17 protein-coding genes are annotated in these 20,165 nt (G+C 68.6%); 11 read left to right on the top strand and 6 right to left on the bottom strand.

All coding sequences use genetic code 11. The features are described 5' to 3' along the window. The first annotated feature begins 148 nt into the window (after positions 1-148). Together D3H34_RS12870 and D3H34_RS12875 are read left to right on the top strand one after the other, a co-directional pair. On the top strand, positions 149-997 hold the full coding sequence (locus tag D3H34_RS12870; RefSeq protein WP_119553850.1) for a hypothetical protein: 849 nt from the start codon (positions 149-151) through the stop codon (positions 995-997). 117 nt (positions 998-1,114) lie between these two features. Continuing rightward, the gene (locus D3H34_RS12875) at positions 1,115-2,722 is read left to right on the top strand and encodes a class I adenylate-forming enzyme family protein (RefSeq protein ID WP_119553851.1); all 1,608 of its coding nucleotides are present in this window, start codon (positions 1,115-1,117) and stop codon (positions 2,720-2,722) included. A 1-nt stretch (position 2,723) separates the two neighbouring features. Here D3H34_RS12875 and D3H34_RS12880 read toward each other — a convergent pair whose 3' ends face one another. The 3 genes from D3H34_RS12880 to D3H34_RS12890 are packed head-to-tail and all read right to left on the bottom strand — an operon-like array spanning position 2,724 to position 6,249. Continuing rightward, on the bottom strand, positions 2,724-4,277 hold the full coding sequence (locus D3H34_RS12880; RefSeq protein WP_119553852.1) for an acyl-CoA synthetase: 1,554 nt from the start codon (positions 4,275-4,277) through the stop codon (positions 2,724-2,726). A 5-nt stretch (positions 4,278-4,282) separates the two neighbouring features. Continuing rightward, on the bottom strand, positions 4,283-5,416 hold the full coding sequence (locus D3H34_RS12885; protein WP_119553853.1) for a DUF5938 domain-containing protein: 1,134 nt from the start codon (positions 5,414-5,416) through the stop codon (positions 4,283-4,285). Between the two features lie 29 nt (positions 5,417-5,445). Beyond that, positions 5,446-6,249: an SDR family NAD(P)-dependent oxidoreductase gene (locus D3H34_RS12890; RefSeq protein ID WP_119553854.1), complete on the bottom strand. Its 804-nt coding sequence runs from the start codon at positions 6,247-6,249 to the stop codon at positions 5,446-5,448. 200 nt (positions 6,250-6,449) lie between these two features. Between D3H34_RS12890 and D3H34_RS12895 the strand changes: the two genes are divergently transcribed. The 3 genes from D3H34_RS12895 to D3H34_RS12905 all read left to right on the top strand — a co-directional run bounded on the left by D3H34_RS12895 (position 6,450) and on the right by D3H34_RS12905 (position 8,871). Further along, positions 6,450-7,133: a TetR/AcrR family transcriptional regulator gene (locus D3H34_RS12895; protein ID WP_119553855.1), complete on the top strand. Its 684-nt coding sequence runs from the start codon at positions 6,450-6,452 to the stop codon at positions 7,131-7,133. Between the two features lie 7 nt (positions 7,134-7,140). Further along, a complete protein-coding gene (locus D3H34_RS12900; RefSeq protein ID WP_119553856.1) occupies positions 7,141-8,103 on the top strand; it encodes a TIGR03571 family LLM class oxidoreductase in 963 nt (320 codons plus the stop codon). 63 nt (positions 8,104-8,166) lie between these two features. Next, entirely contained in the window at positions 8,167-8,871 is a 705-nt protein-coding gene (locus D3H34_RS12905; RefSeq protein ID WP_119553857.1) for a glutathione S-transferase N-terminal domain-containing protein, read from the top strand. 25 nt (positions 8,872-8,896) lie between these two features. Here the strand turns inward: D3H34_RS12905 and D3H34_RS12910 are convergent, their stop codons facing one another. The 3 genes from D3H34_RS12910 to D3H34_RS12920 all read right to left on the bottom strand — a co-directional run bounded on the left by D3H34_RS12910 (position 8,897) and on the right by D3H34_RS12920 (position 12,216). After that, positions 8,897-10,150: a glutamate carboxypeptidase gene (locus tag D3H34_RS12910; protein WP_119553858.1), complete on the bottom strand. Its 1,254-nt coding sequence runs from the start codon at positions 10,148-10,150 to the stop codon at positions 8,897-8,899. A 55-nt stretch (positions 10,151-10,205) separates the two neighbouring features. Then, the gene (locus tag D3H34_RS12915; protein ID WP_119553913.1) at positions 10,206-11,879 is read right to left on the bottom strand and encodes a cyclic peptide export ABC transporter; all 1,674 of its coding nucleotides are present in this window, start codon (positions 11,877-11,879) and stop codon (positions 10,206-10,208) included. Between the two features lie 97 nt (positions 11,880-11,976). After that, positions 11,977-12,216 (bottom strand): hypothetical protein, encoded by a 240-nt coding sequence (locus tag D3H34_RS12920; protein ID WP_119553859.1) that lies wholly within the window; start codon positions 12,214-12,216, stop codon positions 11,977-11,979. A 179-nt stretch (positions 12,217-12,395) separates the two neighbouring features. Between D3H34_RS12920 and fhuF the strand changes: the two genes are divergently transcribed. The 6 genes from fhuF (at position 12,396) to D3H34_RS12950 (ending at position 20,117) form a co-directional block, all read left to right on the top strand. Beyond that, the gene (gene fhuF / locus D3H34_RS12925) at positions 12,396-13,184 is read left to right on the top strand and encodes a siderophore-iron reductase FhuF (protein ID WP_119553860.1); all 789 of its coding nucleotides are present in this window, start codon (positions 12,396-12,398) and stop codon (positions 13,182-13,184) included. A gap of 66 nt (positions 13,185-13,250) precedes the next feature. Then, positions 13,251-14,357: a GNAT family N-acetyltransferase gene (locus D3H34_RS12930; RefSeq protein ID WP_119553861.1), complete on the top strand. Its 1,107-nt coding sequence runs from the start codon at positions 13,251-13,253 to the stop codon at positions 14,355-14,357. Further along, on the top strand, positions 14,344-15,672 hold the full coding sequence (locus tag D3H34_RS12935) for a lysine N(6)-hydroxylase/L-ornithine N(5)-oxygenase family protein (protein ID WP_119553862.1): 1,329 nt from the start codon (positions 14,344-14,346) through the stop codon (positions 15,670-15,672). Before D3H34_RS12930 ends, D3H34_RS12935 begins: the two co-directional genes overlap by 14 nt. A 160-nt stretch (positions 15,673-15,832) precedes the next feature. Continuing rightward, entirely contained in the window at positions 15,833-16,411 is a 579-nt protein-coding gene (locus D3H34_RS12940; RefSeq protein ID WP_119553863.1) for an RNA polymerase sigma factor, read from the top strand. After that, positions 16,408-17,445 (top strand): FecR family protein, encoded by a 1,038-nt coding sequence (locus D3H34_RS12945; RefSeq protein ID WP_119553864.1) that lies wholly within the window; start codon positions 16,408-16,410, stop codon positions 17,443-17,445. Before D3H34_RS12940 ends, D3H34_RS12945 begins: the two co-directional genes overlap by 4 nt. Before the next feature lie 224 nt (positions 17,446-17,669). Next, positions 17,670-20,117 carry a TonB-dependent siderophore receptor gene (locus tag D3H34_RS12950; RefSeq protein WP_119553865.1) on the top strand — a complete coding sequence of 816 codons (2,448 nt, stop codon included), beginning with the start codon at positions 17,670-17,672 and terminating at the stop codon, positions 20,115-20,117. The last annotated feature ends 48 nt before the right edge of the window (positions 20,118-20,165 follow it).

A 20,165-nucleotide genomic window follows, 5' to 3' on the forward strand; every position in this document is an offset into this window, starting at 1 on the left:
TCGGCGATCTCCTACAGGCACACCCGCCATCGGCGCATGCGGTGCGCCACCACGCACCGCTAAGGTGGGCCGGTTCCAGGGAGCCTCAGCCCGGAGGCATCGCGTCAAGCCCATGCCCAAGGCATCTTTCGTCCGAAGGATTTCTTTCATGCTGTTGCTTCGTTCGCGCCCGCTCGACCGGACCGCGAGATTCGGCGCCCTGGGCGCCCTGACCGGAACTGGCGCCCTCGCCCTTCTCTGCTTCGCTCCTTCTGCCACGGCCGAGCCTTCGCCGGCACTGGACCGTTTCAGCTTCTCGGTGGGAGCCTTCAGTGCCGACCCCAAGTTCAACGCCTCGGTCAGCACCCCGTACGGCGCGCTGCGCTCGAACGAACTCAAGCCGGGCCGCGTCACCATGCCGCGCATCTCGGCCGACGTGCTGATCGGCGACAGCCAGGGCATCTCCTTCGACTACTACCGCTACAAGCGCGACTACGAAGGGCAGGCAGCGGGCAACACCTCGCTCGGCGGCTTCGGCTCGCTGAGCGCCATCGGCAACGCGAACCTCTCGGCCCAGCTCGACTTCGCCAAGCTCTCGTACAAATGGTGGCTCGGTTCGGGCAACACCGTCTTCGGCCTGGGCGCCGGCGCGGCCTACTACCGCGCCACGCTCGGCGCCAGCGCGCTGGTCGGCGTGAACGGGCAGGTGCGTTCGGTCAGCGAGCGCTCGAGCGACAACGCCATCGCCCCCCTGCTCGAGATCGGCGTGCGACACGCCATCACGCCCGACCTGCGCCTGTTTGCCGATGCTTCGGGCGTGTGGAAGAGCAGCGGCCGCTTCCACGGCAACATCTACAACGCGTCCGCCGGCGTGGAGTGGTTCCCGGTGAAGAACGTGGGCCTGGTGCTGTCCTATGGCGTGACCAACATCGACCTGACGCGCGACGGCAGCGTGGCCGATTCGCGGCTCAAGGTGCGGCTGCAGGGGCCCTCGGCCTTCCTCAAGGCACGCTTCTGACATCGCCCGGGCGGGCATCGGCAAGCACCGCATAGCCACTCTTCGCAAGACCGGCAGGCGGTGCCGGTCTTAGTCTGCGCTCCGATCGACATCCACAACGACCGGAGACACGACGACATGCCCGCCGCACGCCCAGAGCCCACGCCCTCCTCTTTCCAGCGCATCGCCCGCATTGCGCTGGGCGACGTGATCCACCGCAGCGCGCGGCGCTTCGGCGCGCGCACCGCGCTGATCGAGGGCGAGCACCGCATGAGCTACACCGAGCTCGACGCCGCATCGAACCGCTTCGCGCACCACCTGCTGGGCCTCGGCCTGGCGAGCGGCGAGCGCGTGGGCATGCTGTGCAACAACTCGATCGAGATGGTGGTCGCGCTGCTGGGCATCCAGAAGGCCGGACTGGTGTGGGTGCCGATCAACACGGCGCTCGCGGTCGAGGCCATCGGCTACATCCTCGAGCACGCCGAGGTGCGGCACCTCGTGATCGACACTGCGCTGCACGCCCGGCCCGAGCTGCGCCAATTGCTGGAGAAAGCGGCCGTCGCGCCGATGCTGTGCGTGCTCGACGGCGACACGCCACCGCCCGGTGTGCCCACCGTGGCGCAGGCCATCGCACAGGGCCCGGCCACGCTGCCCGACGTGGCCATCGACAGCGACCAGCTCGCGCTCATCATGTACACCAGCGGCACCACCGGCCGGCAGAAAGGGGTGATGCATTCGCACGCCTCCGTGCACTCGGTGCTCCAGAGCAACATGCTCGAATGGGGCGGCGGCCCCGGGCACCACGATGTGTGGAGCAACGTGCTGCCGCTCTTCCATTGCGGGCAGCACACGGTGCTGATGTCGGCACTCGCGGTGGGTGGCACGAACGTCATCCTGCGCGGCTTCGACCCCGGTGCGATGCTCGCCGCCATCGAGCGCCACAAGATCACCGTGACGGTCGGGCTGCCGATGATGTACGGCGCGCTGCTGGCCCACCCGCAGCGCGAATCGCGCGACCTGTCGAGCCTGCGGCTGTGCGTGTATGCGATGGCGCCGATGTCGCGCACGCTGCTGCTGCGCCTGCTCGACACCTTCTGCCCGAACTTCGCGCTGGCCTCGGGGCAGACCGAGATGTACCCCGGCGCCACCATCTTCGAGACCCACCAGCAGCGCGAGCGCTTCGGTTCGTACTGGGGCGTGGGCACGCTGGTGAACGAGGTCGCGGTGATGGGCGACGACGGCGACCTGCTCGCACCGAACCAGATCGGCGAGATCGTCTTTCGCGGGCCGAACGTGATGCTCGGCTACTACAAGGACCCGCAGGCCACGGCGAACGCGCAGCGCTTCGGCTGGCACCACTCGGGCGACCTGGGCAAGCTCGACGACGACGGGCAGCTGATCTTTCTCGACCGCCTCAAGGACATGGTCAAGTCGGGCGGCGAGAACGTGCCCTCGCTCAAGGTCGAGGAGGTGCTGCTGCGCCACCCGGCCGTGCTCAATGCGGCGGTGGTCGGCCTGCCGCACGAGCGCTGGGGCGAGGCCATCACGGCCTTCGTCACCCGCCGGCCCGATGCGCCGGCGGAGTTCTCGGAGGCCGCGCTGACGGCGCACTGCAAGGAACACCTCGGCGGCTTCGAGGTGCCGAAGGACATCGTCTTCCTGCCCGCGCTGCCGATGACCTCGACGGGCAAGATCCAGAAGTTCGAGTTGCGCCAGGCGCACCAGGGGCACTACCAGCGCGACTGATTCACTCCGCTGACAGCTTCTGCAGCAGCGACGCGCGCACGTCCTTCTTGAGCACCTTGCCGACCTTGGAGCGCGGCAGGTCGGCCCACACCTCGACCTGCTTGGGCGCCTTCACGCTGCCGATGCGCGACTTGACGAAGGCCTTGATCGCCTCGGCATCCACGCTGCGGCCCGCATGCAGCTGCAGCACGGCCACCACGCGCTCGCCCCACTTCTCGTCGGGCAGGCCCACCACGGCACTGTCCTGCACGTCGGGGTGCTGCATCAGCACCTGCTCCACCTCGGCGGAGTAGACGTTGAAGCCGCCCGAGATGATCATGTCCTTCGCGCGGTCGACGATGTACAGAAAACCGTCGGCATCGAGGTAGCCGATGTCGCCCGTGCGGTGCCATCCGTTGCGCGAGGCTTCCTGCGTGGCCTGCGGATTCTTGTAGTAGCCGCGCATCACGAGCGAGCCGCGCACCACGATCTCGCCGCTCTCGCCCGTGGGCACCAGGGCGCCCTCGCCGTCCATGATGCCGACCTGCACCAGCGGCCCGGGCCGCCCGGCCGAAGCAAGGCGCTGGCGCGCGACCGAGCCGTCGGCGTTGAAGTGGTCCTTGGGCGGCATCATCGACACCATCATCGGCGCCTCGGTCTGACCGAAGAGTTGGGCCATGACCGGGCCGATCCTGTCGAGCGCTTCCTCCAGGCGCGCGGCCGACATGGGCGCGGCGCCGTACCAGAAGCATTGCAGCGAATCTCGCTTCGTCTGCGCCAGCTCCGGATGCTGCAGCAGCATGTAGATCAGCGTCGGCGGCAGGAAGGTGTGGGTGACGTGCCGGCGCTCGATGAGCGCGAGGAACTCGCCCAGTTCGGGCTTGGGCATGATGACCACGCGCCCGCCCAGCGCCATCACGGGCAGGCACAGCACACCGGCCGCATGCGTGAGCGGCGCGAGCGCCAGGTACACGGGCCGGCCGTCGAAGGGGTAGCCCATCAGCGTCAGCGCCGACATGGCCTCGAGGTTGCCGCCCGTGAGCATCACGCCCTTGGGCTGGCCGGTGGTGCCACCGGTGCCGGCGATCATGGCCACGTCGTCGGGCGGGGTGATGTCGATCGGCGAATCGTCGAGCCCGTCGAGCCCGTCGAGCCATTCGTCCATGGAAGGCGCGAAGGGCTGCCGCTGGTCGAGGCACACCAGCGCACGCAGTTGCGGCAGGTGCGCGCGCATCTGCTCGACCATGGGTGCGTAGTTGCTGTGGAACACCAGGCACGCGCAATCGAAGGCATCGAGCACGAAGGCGTTCTCGCTGGCTTCGTTGCGCGGGTTGATCGGGCACCACACGCAGCCCGCGCGCGAGATGCCGAACACCGTGGCGAAGGCCAGGGCGTCGTTGCTCGAGAGCACCGCCACCTTGCTCCCCGGCTGGATGCCGGCGCGCTGCAGGCCGCGCGCCACGCGCCAGCTGATGCGCTGCACCTGCGCATAGCTCAGGTCGGCATCGCCCATGGTGAGGCACGGCGAATCGGCGCCCAGCTGGGCGCCTTTGTCGAGGTAGTCGACGAGGCGCATGAGGCTCAGCCCATCCGCGTGAGCACGGGTTCCTGCACCAGCCCGAAGCTGCGCAGCGCGCCCAGCAACTCGCGGTGCCCGAAGGCCTGGCAGCCCGAGGCGAAACCGGCGCGCCGCGGCGCCTGTTGCAGCAGCGAGGCCGCGGCATAGGCCTGCAGAAGACCGGTCTGCTTGTAGTTGCAGTTGCCGAAGATCACGCAGTGCACGCGGCCCAGCGGACCGGAGGCATGCACCGAGTCGACGGACTTGTTGATGCGCGGGTTCTCGCGCGGCGGCATGGTGTTCATCACGCCCGCCGCCGTCTGGGCCAGCGCCGCGTAGCGGTCTTCGTCGTTCATGCCCTCAGTGGCTTTCAGCGCTGCAGCCACGATCTGCGGCACACCCAGCATCAGCGGCTTGTTGAAGACGCCACCGAGCACCTTCACGTTGGCCACGCGCGGATCGCGCTTGAACCACACCGGGTGCGAGGTGCCGCCCCAGGGCAGTGCCAGCGCCGCTTCGTGCTGGCCGGGAATCGACAGGTGGTACAGGCCCGCGTCGGGTTGCCATTCGACGTATTTGTTCTGCTCCAGGTAGTAGGCCTTGGACGTGGCCGCGTTCACCAGGATGGTCTGCGTCGAGGCGATGGTCGGGCTGCCGCCCCAGAACACGGCGATGTCGAGCGTGTCGAGGCCGGGCGTTTCCAGGCACAGCTGCGCGGCGATTTCGCCGGTGGTGTACATCTGCGCCAGGCCGGGCGAGAGCAGCAGACCCGCGGCCGCGAACTTCGCGCCGTACTTCTGGTCGAGCGTGATGAGCCAGTCCTGCTCGCCGGTGGTGTCGGTGTAGTGGCAACCGGCGGCCAGGCAGGCATCGACCACCTCGGGGCCGAACTTGGCGAACGGCCCCACCGTGTTGAGCACCACCTCGGCGCCGGTGAAGAGCTCGGTGAGCGCCTCGACCGTGTGCGCGACCTCGACCACTTCGTAGTCCGCCGTCTCGATGCCGGGCACGTTCGACTTCATCGCGGCTTCGAGCTTCTCGGCGCTGCGGCCCGCGGCAATGAAGGGGATGTGGTACTCGCGCAGGTACTCGCAGATCAGGCGCCCGGTGTAGCCGGAGGCGCCGTAGACGATGACGGGTTTCTTGTTGCTGCTCATGCTGGTCTCTCCTTGTTGATCGATGTCGCTCACATGCCCATGCCGCCGTCCACCGCGAGGCCGGCGCCGGTGATGAACCGGGCGGCGTCGGAGCAGAGGAAGACCACCACGTCGGCCATGTCGCCGATCTCGCCGAGGCGGCCCAGCGGGGTCTGGCCGATGACGTCGCCCACGGCGGCCTCGACACTGGGCGCGAGCCCGGCACCCACGATGTCGTTGGCGAGCTTCATGCCCATGTCGGTGGGCACGAGCCCCGGGTAGATGCAGTTGACGCGCACGCCGTAGCCCAGCTTGCCGGACTCCATGGCCGCCACGCGCGTGGCGCGATCGACCGCCGACTTGGTGGCCGAGTAGCCGGCAATGGCAGGAAAGGCGATGGTGGCCGCGACCGAGGCGATGTTGACCACCGCCCCGCCGCCGCCCGCGCTGCCGCCGGGGCGCATGGCGCGGAAGGCGTGCTTCATGCCCAGCAGCGTGCCGGCCACGTTCACGTCGAGCATGCGGCGCAGGTCGTCGCCATCGACGTCGACCACCAGTGAGGTGATCTCGATGCCCGCGTTGTTGACCAGGATGTCGAAGCCGCCGAGCGCCTTCACCGTGGCTTCGGTGGCAGAGGCCCAGTCGCCGTCCTTCGTGACGTCGAGCGGGACGAAGCCCACCTTCGCCCCTTCGGCCGAGAGCCGCTGCGCGGTCTCCTTGCCAAGGTCGGCGAGCACGTCGCCGATCATCACCGACGCACCCGCCTGCGCCAGCGCCTGTGCGATGCCCGCGCCAATGCCGCGCGCACCACCCGTCACCAGGGCCTTGCGCCCCGTCAAGTCGAACTTGGCCATCACTTGTCTCCTGTGGATATGTGTGTGAGATGGAGCGGCCATGCTAGGAATCGACTTGACGGGTGTCAAGATTTTTTTTGACGACTGACCAAATTTCGTAAAATGCCTCTGGAACGCACGTACGAGAGATTCCCGCCGCGCGTGCTATGGTTTGCAATCACCAGGAAAACAGTGGCCGGCACCCAGCGGCCAGGCTAGAAATGACCACTCATGCACGGGTAAAGAAGCACGCCGGTCGCGTGCCGAAGGCACCGGCCGACAAGTTCGCGGAACGCCGCGCCGAGCTCGGCGAAGCCGCCCTCACCACGCTGGCCACGCTCGGCTACGCGCGCACCAGCCTGCGAGAAATCGCGCAGAACTCCGAGTTCTCGCACGGCGTGCTGCACTACTACTTCAGCGACAAGGTCGACCTGATCGTGTGCAGCGTCAAGCAGTACAAGGCGCGCTGCGTCACGCGCTACGACCATGCGGTCGACACCGCCACCACCTACGACGAGCTCATGGAAGGCTTCCTGCAGAGCCTGGGCGACACGCTGCAGGGCGAAGGCCATGTGCACCGGCTCTGGTACGACCTGCGTTCGCAGGCGCTGTTCGAGAAAGCCTTCCACGACGACGTGGTGCAGATCGACAAGAGCCTCGAAGACATGATCTGGCGCATCATGAGCCGCTTCGCCGAACTCTCCGGCCAGGCCCCCGGCCTGCCGCCTTCGGCCTGCTATGCGCTCTTCGACGGCCTCTTCCTGCAGGCGCTGCTCAAGCACCTCTCGGGCGACACGAAGGCCATCGCCGACATGCAGGCCGATGTGCGGCAGTCGATTGAGCGACTCTTTGCTGCCCCCAAGGCCACCCCCTCCACGACCGCTCCCCGCAAGCGACGCGCCTGACGCCACGATGGCGCCCTTCAATGCTGCCTACCGGCAGACGCTGCTCGCCGGGCACCTCACCCTGGGCCTGATGACGCCGCTGGCGCGCCCGCACGGCGCGATGGCCGACCCCGCGCTCGAACTTCGCCTGGCCCGGCTCGCCGACACGCACGGCTTTGCCGCGCTGTGGACACGCGACGTGCCGGTGATGGTGCCGCAGGGTGAGGAGACTGCGGTACTCGACGAGCCCTTCGTCTGGCTCACCGCGCTGGCCGCGGCCACGCAGCGCATCGCGCTCGGCACCGCGGCCGCCGTGCTGCCGCTGCGCCATCCACTGCACGTGGCCAAGGCCGCGCTCTCGCTCAATCGCCTGTCGAACGACCGCTTCATCCTCGGGCTGGGCTCAGGCGACCGCGAGGCCGAGTTCGCCATCTTCCAGCAGGACATCGCACTGCGCGGCGACGTCTTTCGCGAGCGCTGGAACCTCGTGCGCTCGGCACTCTCGCCCGATGCGGCCGAGCGCGCCACGCTGCACGAAGCCACCGGCGGCCACGACCTCATGGCACCGCCCGACGCGCGCATCGGCATGCTGGTGGTGGGATCGGCCCGACAGTCGCTGCAATGGACCGCCGCCCATGCCGACGGCTGGGCCACCTACCACCGCGACGAGGCGCGCCAGCAGGGGCGCATCGGCCTGTGGCAGACCGCGCTGCGCGAGCGCGCGGGCGGCGAAGCCAAGCCCTTCGTCCAGTCGTTGCAGCTCGACCTGCTGGACGATGCCGACGCCCCCGCCGAACCCATCGAACTCGGCCTGCGCGCGGGACGCCATGCGCTCGTCGACTACCTCGACCGCATGGAAGACGCCGGTGTCGCCCATGTGCTGCTGAACCTCACGCGCGGCAGCCGGCGGCCCGCGCTCGATGTCGTCGACGAGCTCGGCCGCGAGGTGCTGCCTCGCCTGCAAGGCCACGCGCGCGCACCGATACGCTGAGCCGGGCAGAATCCGGCGCTCGCCGTTGTTGCCCCTCTCCCAAGGACTTCCAAGGACCCGCCCATGACCGACCTCTCGAACTTCCCCATCACCAAGAAGTGGCCCGCGCAGCACCCCGACCGCCTGCAGCTGTATTCGCTGCCCACGCCGAATGGCGTGAAGGCGTCAATCCTGCTGGAGGAAACCGGCCTGCCCTACGAGCCGCACCTCGTGAGCTTCGAAACCAACGACCAGATGTCGCCGGAGTTCCTGTCGCTCAACCCGAACAACAAGATCCCCGCCATCCTCGATCCGAACGGCCCGGGCGGCCAGCCGCTGGCACTGTTCGAATCGGGCGCCATCCTGCTGTACATCGCCGAGAAGACCGGCCAGTTCATCCCCAAGGACGCGGCGGCCCGCTACGAAACCATCCAGTGGGTGATGTTCCAGATGGGCGGCATCGGCCCGATGTTCGGCCAGCTCGGCTTCTTCAACAAGTTCGCCGGCAAGGACTACGAAGACAAGCGCCCGCGCGACCGCTACGTGGCCGAATCGAAGCGCCTGCTCGGCGTGCTCGACAAGCACCTGGCCAACCGCGCATGGATCATGGGCGACACCTACACCATCGCCGACATCGCCACCTTCCCCTGGGTGCGCAACCTGATCGGCTTCTACGAGGCCGGCGACCTCGTGGGCTTCAGCGACTTCAAGAACGTCGCGCGCGTGCTCGAAGCCTTCGTGGCGCGGCCCGCGGTAGTGAAGGGGCTGGGGATTCCGAAGCGGGGCTGAGGCCCCGACAGCACGCCGGGCGCGATCAGTTCGCGCTCAGGTCCATGAGCATCCGCGACAACAGGTAAAGCCGCGGCACCACGCTCTCGACCTCGGCGTACTCCTCCGGCGTGTGGATGCCACCGCCCACGATGCCGAAGCCGTCGAGCACCGGCACGCCGACGCCGGCCACGAGGCTCGCGTCCGCGGCGCCGCCGCTGCTCTCGATGGTGAGCTTCTTGCCGATCTCGCCGTAGATGCCTTCGGCCATCCGCACGAGCTTGTCCGATGCGGGCGAGCGCGGCATCGGCGGCAGGCCGCGCACGAGGCGAACGCGCACCTCGGTCTCTGGGATCAGCTTGTTCTGCGAGATGCGCGTCAGGTCTTTCTCGACGCGATCAAGTTCCTCGGGTGTGGCCGCGCGCACGTCGCCCTTGGCGCTGGCGGAGGCGGGAATCACGTTGGTCGGGCCGTTGGCCGTGAGCACCGTGAAGTTGACCGTGGTCTTCTTCGCGGCATCGGCCACCTTCGAGAGTTGCAGGACCTGATGCGCAACCTCCATCGCAGCATTGCGGCCGGCTTCGGGTGCGACGCCCGCGTGCGATGCGAGCCCCTTGACCTCGACGAGCGCCGTGGCCGAGCCCTTGCGCTCGACCACCAGGCCGTCCGCCGGACGGCCCGGTTCGAGGTTCAGCGCCACGTCATGCTGCTTGGCCACGCGCTCGATGAGCGCGCTGGTGCCGACGGAGCCGGTCTCCTCATTGGTGTCAATCAGGAAGGTGATCTGGCCATAGTCCTTGAAGCCGATCTTCTGCAGGATCTTCAGTGCCTGCAGGCCGGCCACGACACCGCCCTTGTTGTCCATCACGCCGGGGCCGTAGGCACGACCGTCCTTGATGTAAAAGGGCTTGGCCGCGGCGGTTCCGTTCTTGAACACGGTGTCGATGTGGGCCAGGATCAGGATCTTCTTCTTGCCCTGACCAGTCAGCGTCGCGACCAGGTTGGTGCCCGGGTGCGGCTCGGCGGGAAAGCTCTCGATGCGTGCATCGAGCTTGCGCAATTCATCCGCGACCATCTCGCGCACCTTGGCCAACCCCTCGGTATTCGTCGACCCGGAATCGACGTTGACCATGCGTTCCAGCAGCTTCAGCGTTTCATCTTTCTGCTGCGTGGCCGCGTCCAGCACGCCCTGATGCGGCTTCTGGGCCATGGCATGGCCGGCGACAAGCAAGGCCGAGGCGAACAACGCGCCCTGGCAGGCGGCGCGCGTCCATGAACGCGGGGTGGAGCGGATGTGCATGAGGGAGCCTGTTCTATTTGCGGGACATCACGCTATCACCCGCTTCGCGAACGGGTCAAGCCGCGAGGCTCGGCGCCGGCGCCTCTGTGGCCTGCGCGATGCGCCCGGCCTTCATGTGGACGATGCGATCGGCCACATGGAAGTAACGGTCGTCGTGCGAGATGACCACCAGCGAGTGCCCCTTGGCGCGCAGCTCAGGCAGCAGCTCGGTGTAGAACAGATGGCGGAAGGCCGGGTCCTGGTCAGCCGCCCATTCGTCGAACACCAGCACCGGCCGGCCTTCGAGGTACGCATGCACCAGCGCCAGCCGCTTGCGCTGGCCGGTCGAGAGGTCGGTGGTGCTGAAGGCGCCATCCTTGACCGAGACCTTGTGTGCGATCTCCAGCCGTTGCAGGTAGGGCAAGGCAGTTTCGGGCAGCGCCTGGTGGCCGCCCTCTTCGCCGGCCACGAGGTCTTCGAACAGGTAGAAGTCCGAGAACACGGTGGTGAAGAGCTGGCGGTAGTCGTCGCGCGTCTCGGGCGTCACGGCCTTGCCGTCGAGCAGCAGTTCGCCCGACACCGGCGCGTAGAGGCCGAGCAGCAGCTTGATGAGCGTGGTCTTGCCCGAGCCGTTGTCGCCGACGACGAAGACGATCTCGCGACGGCCGATGCGCAGGTCCACAGGGCCGAGCACGAAGGGCTCCGCGCCTTCGACGGCCGGGAACGCATAGCGTGCGCCGCGCAGCTCGATGGCATCCTGCAGCACCGGCGTGGCGGGCGGCGCGTGCAGGTCCAGGTGCGGTTCGGGCGTGGCGAAGCGGGCCGACAGGTCGCCGATGCGTTCGAAGGCCACCTTCGCGCGCCCCAGGTGCGGCAAGGCGGCCACCACCTGGTCGAGCGGCCCCTTCAGGAACAGCAGCACCAGCACGAAGCCGCTGAGCACGACCGGCGCGGTGTCGCGAAACGCGGCCCAGCCGAGGATCAGTGCGATCAGCAGGAAGAACAGCGCCGAGCCGAAGGACGAGGCCAGCACGAAGATGTTGATGGCGCGCCGGTTGATGTCATGGATGCGCTCCACCGTGTGCGCCACCTGCCCTTCGTACACCTTGGCACGGCGCGCGCGGTGCATGCGCAGTTCCTTCGCGCCTTCGCTGATGCCGCGGTAGGCCTTGTGCAGCGCCTCTTCCTGCTCGCGCGCCTTGAAGAAGCCCGAGATGCCGCGCGCATGCGCCAGGCTCTGCACGGTGATGCCCACGAGCAGCGCCGCCAGCAGCAGGCCAAACAGCGGCGGCGAGAGCCAGGCGAGGTAGCCCAGGCAACCGAGGGAGACGGCGAGCGCGATCATGGTCGAGGCCAGCATGAAGGCGACGTCGCTGATCATGTCGACGTCCTGCGTGAGCACCGGCATCAGGCGGTGCATGCGGTAGCGCTCGAGCGCGTCGATCGGCGCCGCAAGAATCTTCAGCGCCAGGCTCTTGCGCACCTGCGCCACGAGCCGCTGGCCGACCACGTTGTTCGACATGTCGGACGTGGCACGCCCGACCAGCGCCACCACGCACAGGCCGATGAAGGTCAGCAGCAGGCCGCCGGCCAAGCCACCGGGGCGGTGGAGCACCTGGTTGATGGTGGCCAGCAGCGCGACGGTCGCGACGCCCGCGCCGATGCCGGTCACGGTCGACAGCGCGATCCACGGGAAGTAGGGCCGCAACAGCCGGACGATTTCGGACGCGGGAGCGCTGGCGGGTTTCATGTTCATGCGGCGGACGGTTCGTTGCAAAAGGAGACGGGCTCCCTGCAATGACGTCCGGCGCAGCCGCTTGTTTAGGGCCTTGCTGCCTATTGCTTGCCTATTGCAGCAGCGGCTGTGCGTCCGCCCCGGCTTCGCGTGCGGCCTCCACCACCGAGGCGCCGGCCAGTGCCCACAGGGTCAGGGCCTCGTCGAGCGCGCGCACGTGGCTCGGGTCCTGCCCCAGCCAGGTCACGAGCTGTTCGGCGCGTTCGGGCGACGGTGCATCGTGCAGCTCGCGAAAGAGCCGCCAGGCCATGCTGAAGGCCGGATCGGAGGGACGGTGTCTCGGGAAGCTCATTTTGGATTCGCACGCCTGCACTGCTGTCGATGAGTGAGTAGACGCTCCGTGGGTCGGCCTGTTTAGGCGCGAGGCCCATGCGGACTCACTCGGACTAAATTTCCGGGCCGGCGGCGCGTCTTCTGCTTCATGCACCCGCGCCTTCTTTCCGCCTTTCACGCCCGCTTCGGCCTCGCCCCGTGATCCCCCTGCTCGCGCCGATCTTCCAGGGCGAGTGGGCGCCGTACGGCGAAACGCTGGCCTGCGCCGCGCGCCCGCCGGCGGATGCCGTGCGCGTGGCCGACCTGCTGGCCGAACCGCCGCGCCTGCTGGCGCTGCTGCGCCTCAAGGCGCGCACGCTGAACATGCCGGAGCGCGACCTGCGCGCGGTCGCATCCGCGTGGAGCATGAACTACCTGCACGCGCTGCTGCCGCCCGTAGCCGCCGCCGCGAGCCTGCTGCAGCACAGCCTGCCCGTCACGCCCGACCGGGTCTGGGTGTCGCTCGACGACGAAGACGGCGACCCGGAGTGCTTTCACATCACCGACCTCGGCGCGCCGCGCCCGGGCACCGACACGGCGGCGCGCTACGACGTGCTGCTGTGGGAGCACCTCGCGCCGCTGTTCGCGCTGCTGACGCAGCTCACGCGGCTGGCACCCAAGATCCTCTGGGGCAACGCTGCGCGCTACCTCGAGCCGGTGCTCGAAGAAGGCCTGCGCATGAGCGGCCAATCGCCCGCCGTGGCGGCGGACCTCGACCACCTGCTGCACCGCCCGAGCTGGCCGCAACCGGGTGGCGAGCCGCGCGACAACCCCATGTTCACACCTCTGCGTCGTGGCGTGCGCGTGAACGACCGCAGCGCGCCGCCCGTCACGCTGCACCGGCAGTGCTGCCTGTACTACCTCGTGCCGCGGCTGGGCTACTGCGGCGCCTGCCCGCTCTCGCCGGAGTTCGAGCGGGAGCGCTGCGCAACAAGCGCCGCCGACTAAACATCCGGCCCCAGCCCGCGTCTTCCATCTACATCCCACACATCGACCACACCACGGAGGTTCTGCTTGGCCGCCCACGACACTGCATGGCGCTTTCACGCGCACCCCGAAGGCCGGTTGCTGGACGTCCGGCTGGAAGACACCGCACTGAAGGTGACGCCACACGACGGCGACCGGCACAGCAGCACCTGGGCCCTGCGCGAGCAGCCCGGCAAGCCTCGCCTCGAATGGCTGGGCTCGTGCGCGGGCGAGCCTGACGAGGCTCACCTGCTGGCAGCGATCGAGGCGGCCTTCCAGCGCCATCCGTCGGCGCGCCACCTGACCTTGCAATCGCCACTGCCGACCGGCACGCGGCTCGTGGACGCAGGCATCGTCACGCCGGCCGAGGGCGTGCTGCCCACCGTCGCGCGCGAGGCCTTCTGGCAATGGCCGCGCGCCTGGCTGCCGCAGCCGCGCGAGCCCTTCGCCCAGCGCTTCGTCGTCACGCAGGGCAAGCGCCATCCGCTGCGCCCCGCCAAGCCGCAAGGCACGGTGTACCGCCGCCACATCCCGTGGCTCGGCAAGACGCTCACACTCGACACGGTCGACATCGAGCGCGACCTGCCCGCCTTCAACCGCTGGATGAACGACCCCGTCGTCGCCCATTTCTGGGAAGAGGAAGGCGACCTCGCGCGCCATCGCCAGTATCTCGAAGGCATCGCGGCCGACCCGCGCGTGACCGGCCTCGTCGGCCGCTTCGACGGCGAAGCTTTCGGCTACTTCGAGGCCTACTGGGCCAAGGAAGACCGCATCGCGCCGTTCTACGACGCCGCCGACCACGACCGCGGCTGGCACGCACTGGTGGGCGAGGCCCGCTTTCGCGGCAAGCCTTTTCTCACGGCATGGATGCCGTCGGTGTCGCACTATCTCTTCCTGGACGATCCGCGCACGCAGCGCCTGGTGATCGAGCCGCGTGCCGACAACGAAAAAATGATCCGGAGCCTGGGCCGTTGCGGCTACGCCCATGTGAAGGAGTTCGACTTTCCGCACAAGCGCGCCATGTTGGGCGTGCTGTGGCGCGAGCGTTTCTTCGGCGAGGCGCTGTGGATTCCGCGCGCCGAACCCACCGCCGCTTCGCCGGCCCCGGCTCGTCGACACGAGCCATCCCTGGAGGACATCCATGCAAATCCATGACCTGATCGGCGTCGGCTTCGGCCCGTCCAACATCGCACTGGCCATCGCGCTCGACGAGAAACGCCAGAAGGGCCACTTCGTCGATGCGCTGTTCATCGAGAAGCAACCGGGCTTCGTCTGGCACCGCAACATGCTGCTGGACAACGCGCACATGCAGATCTCGTTCCTGAAGGACCTGGCCACGCTGCGCAACCCGTCCAGCCGCTTCACCTTCCTGAACTACCTGCACGAGAAGGACCGCCTGCAGGACTTCATCAACCTCAAGACCTTCTTCCCGAGCCGCCACGAGTTCAACGACTACCTCGGCTGGGCCGCGGCGCAGTTCGAAGACCGCTGTGCCTATGGCGAGGCCGTGTTCGAGGTCGTGCCCGAGATGAAGGGCGACGAGGTGTCGCTGCTGCGCGTGCGCTCGCGCGACGCCAACGGCGCAGTGCGCGAGCGCCTGGCACGCAACCTGGTGGTGAGCGTGGGCGGCGTGGCCAATGTGCCGGCGCGCTTCCAGCCGCTGCGCGACGACGGGCGCGTGTTTCATTCGAGCACCTACCTGGAAGCCATCGCCCGCCACCCCGGCGCCGACCGCATCGCCATCGTGGGCGCGGGCCAGAGCGCGGCCGAGATCTTCATGGACCTGCAGTCGCACCCCGCGAAGCCGCAGGTCGACCTGATCATGCGTGCGCGCTCCATCAAGCCCTCGGACGACAGCCCGTTCGTGAACGAGATCTTCAACACCGACTTCACCGACTTCGTGTTCAACCGCTCGGTGAACGAGCGCGCCGAACTGCTCGAGGAGTTCTGGCACACCAACTACGCCGCGCCGGACCTGGAGCTGATCCAGCAGATCTTCAACGTGTTCTACCGCCAGCGCGTGGCCGGCTCGACGCGCCACAGCTTCCTGCGGCGGCACGAGGTGTCGGCCGTGCGCGCCGCGCAGGACGGCATCCACCTGTCGCTGCACGACATGAACACCGGCGCGCGCCGCGACAAGGCCTACGACGCCGTGGTGCTCGCCACCGGCTACGCCCGCGATGCGCACCGCACATTGCTGGCACCGCTGGCGCCGTACCTGGGCGATTTCTCGGTCGACCGCGACTACCGCGTGCAGAGCACGCCGGCGCTGCGCCCGGGCATCTTCCTGCAGGGCGCCTGCGAGAACAGCCACGGCCTGAGCGACACGCTGCTGTCGGTCACCGCCATCCGCTCCGACGAGATCGGCCAGGCGCTGCTGGATGCCACGCCACGGCACACGTCGCAGGCCCAACAAGCCCCTCAGACGCCCGCCGCCGAGCGCCCTGCCCACGCCGCTCCCGTGGTTTAGCCACGGAAACAGCACGCTTCGGTGCTACACTCAATAAGAATAGTTCTTATTCACCCCATCCCCGGGGACACCGAAGCCAGCGCCCTCGCCTCCTCTTCACCGGCGCGCTCCAGCCATCGGCCCAGGGGTCTTTTGTCGATGCTTGCGAGAAGGCGACCGGATGCGCGACCTCGTCCAGGAACTTGTGTCTCACTACGCGGACTTGCGCCGGCAGCTCACCCGCGACCTGCGCGACCCGCACCATGCGGCCGACATCGCGCAGTCGAGCTTCGAGCGCGTCTACACGCACACCCTCGGCCTGCGTGACGGCGCCGCCATCGAGTCGCCGCGCGCCCTGCTGTTTCGCGTGGCGCGCAACCTGTGCATCGACGAGGCCCGCCACCGCAAGGTGACGCAGGAATGGGCCGTCTCGCATGCCGTCGTGGGCACGCACCTGACGGCCCCATCGTCCGAATACGTCGTGGCCCAGCACCGCGTGCTGCGCCGCGTGGTGGAAACCATGGAACAGCTGCCGCCGCGCCGACGCGAGGTGTTCCTGCTGTTCCGCGCCTACGGCCACTCGCGCGCCGAGATCGCGCAGCGCCTGAACATCACCGAGATGGCGGTCGCCAAGCACCTCTTGCGCGCCACCATCGACTGCTCGCGCGTGTTCGCCGAGCTGCGCCATGAACTGATCGAGCCGCAGACGGTGAACAGCCGCGCCGGCTTCGACGCTGCACTGGCTGAAGATTTTTCATGAGCACTGCGGCTGCCGCGGTCGTTCCGCGTGAACGGCTGATCGAACGCGCGCTCGCGCTCATCGTCGAGGACGAGATCGCGCCGCCGAGCCCGGCCGCCAACAACGCCCGGCTCGCGCTCGACCAGTGGCGCACCCGCTCGCCCGAACACGCCGCCGCCGTGCGCGAGGCGCGCGAGCGCTGGAACGCCCTGGGCGGCATGGCCGACGACCTGCGCGCCCACTTCGACGAGCCCACGCCGGCAGCGGCGCCGCGCGGTCCCTCGCGGCGCAAGCTGCTGCTGTCGGTCGCCGGACTGCTCGGCGCCGGCGTGGTCGCCGGGCGCGGCGTGCAGTGGTACTGGCAGCAACCCGTGTTCCAGGCGTCCTACCGCACGCCCAACGCGCAGATGCTCAAGGTCATGCTGGCGGATGCCGCGTCCACGTCCGACAGGGGCGCCGGCAGCCGTCTCGACCTCGCCCCGCAAAGCGCCGTCGACGTCACGCTGTACCGCCGCCGCCGCGTGGTGGACATGGCCCGCGGAGAAGTCCGCTTCGAGGTAGCCCCCGATGCCGGCCGGCCCTTCGTGGTGCGCACGCGTGAAGCCCTGATCGAAGTCGTGGGCACCGCCTTCACCGTGCGCGACCGCGGCGGCCCGATCACCGTGGGCGTCGAGCACGGCCATGTGCGCGTGCAGGTGCTCGGCCGTGCCGGCACCGAGCGCAGCGGCGAGATCGTCGACCTGCGCGCCGGCGAGATGCTCGAAGTGCGCGACGGCCACGCCGACCCCGTGCGCCACGCCGACACCGCCGCCCTCTCGGCCTGGCGCGACGGCTGGCTGGTGTTCGACAACACCCCCCTGGGCGATGCGCTGGCCGCCGTCAACAGCTACCGCAACGCCCCCATCGTGGGCGCCGACGACCGCATCGACGCGATGCGGCTGTCGGGGCGCTTCCGCACCAACGACTCGGCCGGCCTGCTCGACGCACTGCCCACCATCCTGCCGCTGGTGGCGATCGCCCGCCCCGACGGCAGCGTGCGTCTGCAGGCGCGCTGACCCGGTGCGCCTGTCCGGCGCATCGCCCCGCTTCCCTTCTTCCCTCCTCGTTTTCCCCTCGTTTTTCGACCCGCATCGGCGCGGCAGCCGATGGCCTGTCACGGGCCTGTCTCTGTTTTTCGAGTTCAAACGTCTTACATCCAGAAGCACCCTGCATCCGATCGACGGATGCAGCGCGCCCCCGTTTCACATCGCACCGATTTACTTGTCTGGAGCTTTCACCCATGGGTTTCTCGCCTCGCCACCGACTCCTGAGCGCCGCGCTTGTCGCTGCCTTCGGAACCGCCTTTGCCAGCTGGAGCGGCCTCGCCGCCGCCCAGGGCGCCGACCAGGCCGCCGCGCAAGCGCGCGACATCAACGTCCCGGCCCAGCCGCTGGGCGCCGCGCTCAACGAACTGTCGCGCCAGACTGGCGTGCAGGTGCTCGCCGCGGGTGACGTGGTCTCGGGCCTGGCCGCCCCGGCGGTGTCTGGCCGTCTGAGCTTCCAGCAGGCGCTGGACCGGCTGCTGGCCGGCAGCGGCCTCGTGGCGGTGCGCAACGGCCCCACGCGCGTCACCATCCAGCGCCAGAGCACGGCCGGCGCCTCGACGCTGCCCGCCGTGACCGTGGCCGCGCAAGCCTCCACCGACGGCACCACCGAAGGCACGGGCTCGTACACCACGCGCGCGGCCGGCGGTGCCACGCGCATGGACCTGTCGCTGCGCGAAACGCCGCAGTCGATCAGCGTCATCGGCCGCCAGCAGATCGAGGACCAGAACCTCGTCACCCTCGAAGACGTGCTGCGCCAGACGCCCGGCATCGTGGCCGACCGCAACGACGAGCGCGTGACCTTCTCGTCGCGCGGCTTCGCCCTGAGCACCATGATCGACGGCGTGCCCACGCTGGGCTTCAACAGCGTGGCCGGCGAGTCGAGCATGATCAGCACCGCCTTCTACGACCGCGTCGAAGTCATCCGTGGCGCGGCCGGCCTGCTCAACGGCGTGGGCTCGCCGGGCGGCGCCATCAACCTCGTGCGCAAGCGCCCCGGCACCGAGTTCGCGGGCCACATCTCCGGTGGCATCGGCTCCTGGAGCCGCTACAACGCCGAGATCGACGTGGGCGGCCCGCTCAACGAAGCCGGCACCGTGCGCGGTCGCTTCATGGCCTCGCGCACCGACGGCAAGAGCTTTGTCGAGAACAAGGCCCGCACCGAAGACGCGCTGTACGGCATTCTGGAAATCGACCTCGCCGCGGGCTCCCGCCTCTCGGTGGGCCTCGAGCACCAGAAGACCGCCATCGACGGCGCCAACTTCGGCCAGAGCCCGCTGTTCTTCAGCAACGGCAACCGCACCAACCTGCCGCGCTCGTTCAACTCCAGCACGCCGTGGAGCTACTGGGACATGTACACCGACAAGCTGTTCGCCAACCTCGACCAGCGCCTGGGCGCGGGCTGGCAGCTCAAGGTCGATGCGAGCTACCTCAAGAGCAAGCGCGAACGCGCCTCGGGTGACCTGAGCATCTACCGCGCGATCAACGAGCGCACCGGCGCCTCCACCATCGACATGCGCGAAGGCCCGGCCGACGGCGCCAACAAGGCCCTGGACGTGCACCTGAAGGGACCGTTCGAGGCCTTCGGCCAGACGCACGAAGCCGTGTTCGGCATGAGCTACAACACCTACGACGCCACGGTCTACACACGCGGCGCCCTGCCGCGCGTGATCGACCGCCGCCCGCTGAACTTCTACCAGCTGCAGAGCTTCCCCCAGCCGACCTCGTTCTCGTACCCGCTGTACACGGCGCCGCTGAGCACCACCGAGAAAGCCATCTACGCCTCGACCCGCCTGAAGCTGGCCGAGCCGCTGTCGATCATCATCGGCGCGCGCGGCACCTGGTACAAGTCCGACACGTCCACGCTCGACTGGACCACGTGGCGGCGCACCGGCGTGAGCAGCACGCGCGAGAATGGCGTGGTCACGCCCTACCTGGGCGTGGTGTTCGACGTGAGCAAGGAACTCTCGCTGTACGGCAGCTACACCGACATCTTCCAGCCGAACACCCAGCGCGACCGCAACAACTCGCTCATCGCGCCGCAGCGCGGCAAGAACATCGAGTTCGGCCTGAAGGGCGAACACTTCGGCGGCAAGCTGAACACCAGCGCCGCGATCTTCAAGACGCGCGAGACCAACCTGGCCGTGGTCGACACCGGCGCCGGCTCGCTGCTGCCCGATGGCGGCATCCCGTACCGCGCGGTGCAAGGCGCCAAGAGCAAGGGCTTCGAGCTCACCGCCGCCGGCGAAGTGCTGCCGGGCCTGCAGATGCTCGCCGGCTACACCTACCACGCCAAGCGCGACGCCGACGGCGTGCTGCTCAACCCGCAATACCCGCGCCGCCTGCTGCGCGTGAGCACGAGCTACCGCCTGCCGGGCGAGTGGAGCAAGCTCACCGTGGGCGGCAGCGTGAGCTACCAGAGCGGCATCTACTACGACGAGTTCAACGAACTCGGCCGCGCCTCGCAAGGCGGCCTGACGCTGTTCGGCCTGATGGCGCGCTACGACATCAACAACCGCCTGAGCGCCTCGCTGCACATCGAGAACCTGGGCGACAAGCGCTACTACAACGGCCTGGGCGGCTACAACGGCTACACGCAGGGCAACCCGCGCAATGCCTGGTTGAAGCTCAGCTACAAGCTCTGAGACCCACAGCTTCAATGAATTGAATTAGGGCGGCACACCAGCAGAAGG

The sequence above is a fragment of the Acidovorax cavernicola genome, assembly GCF_003581445.1.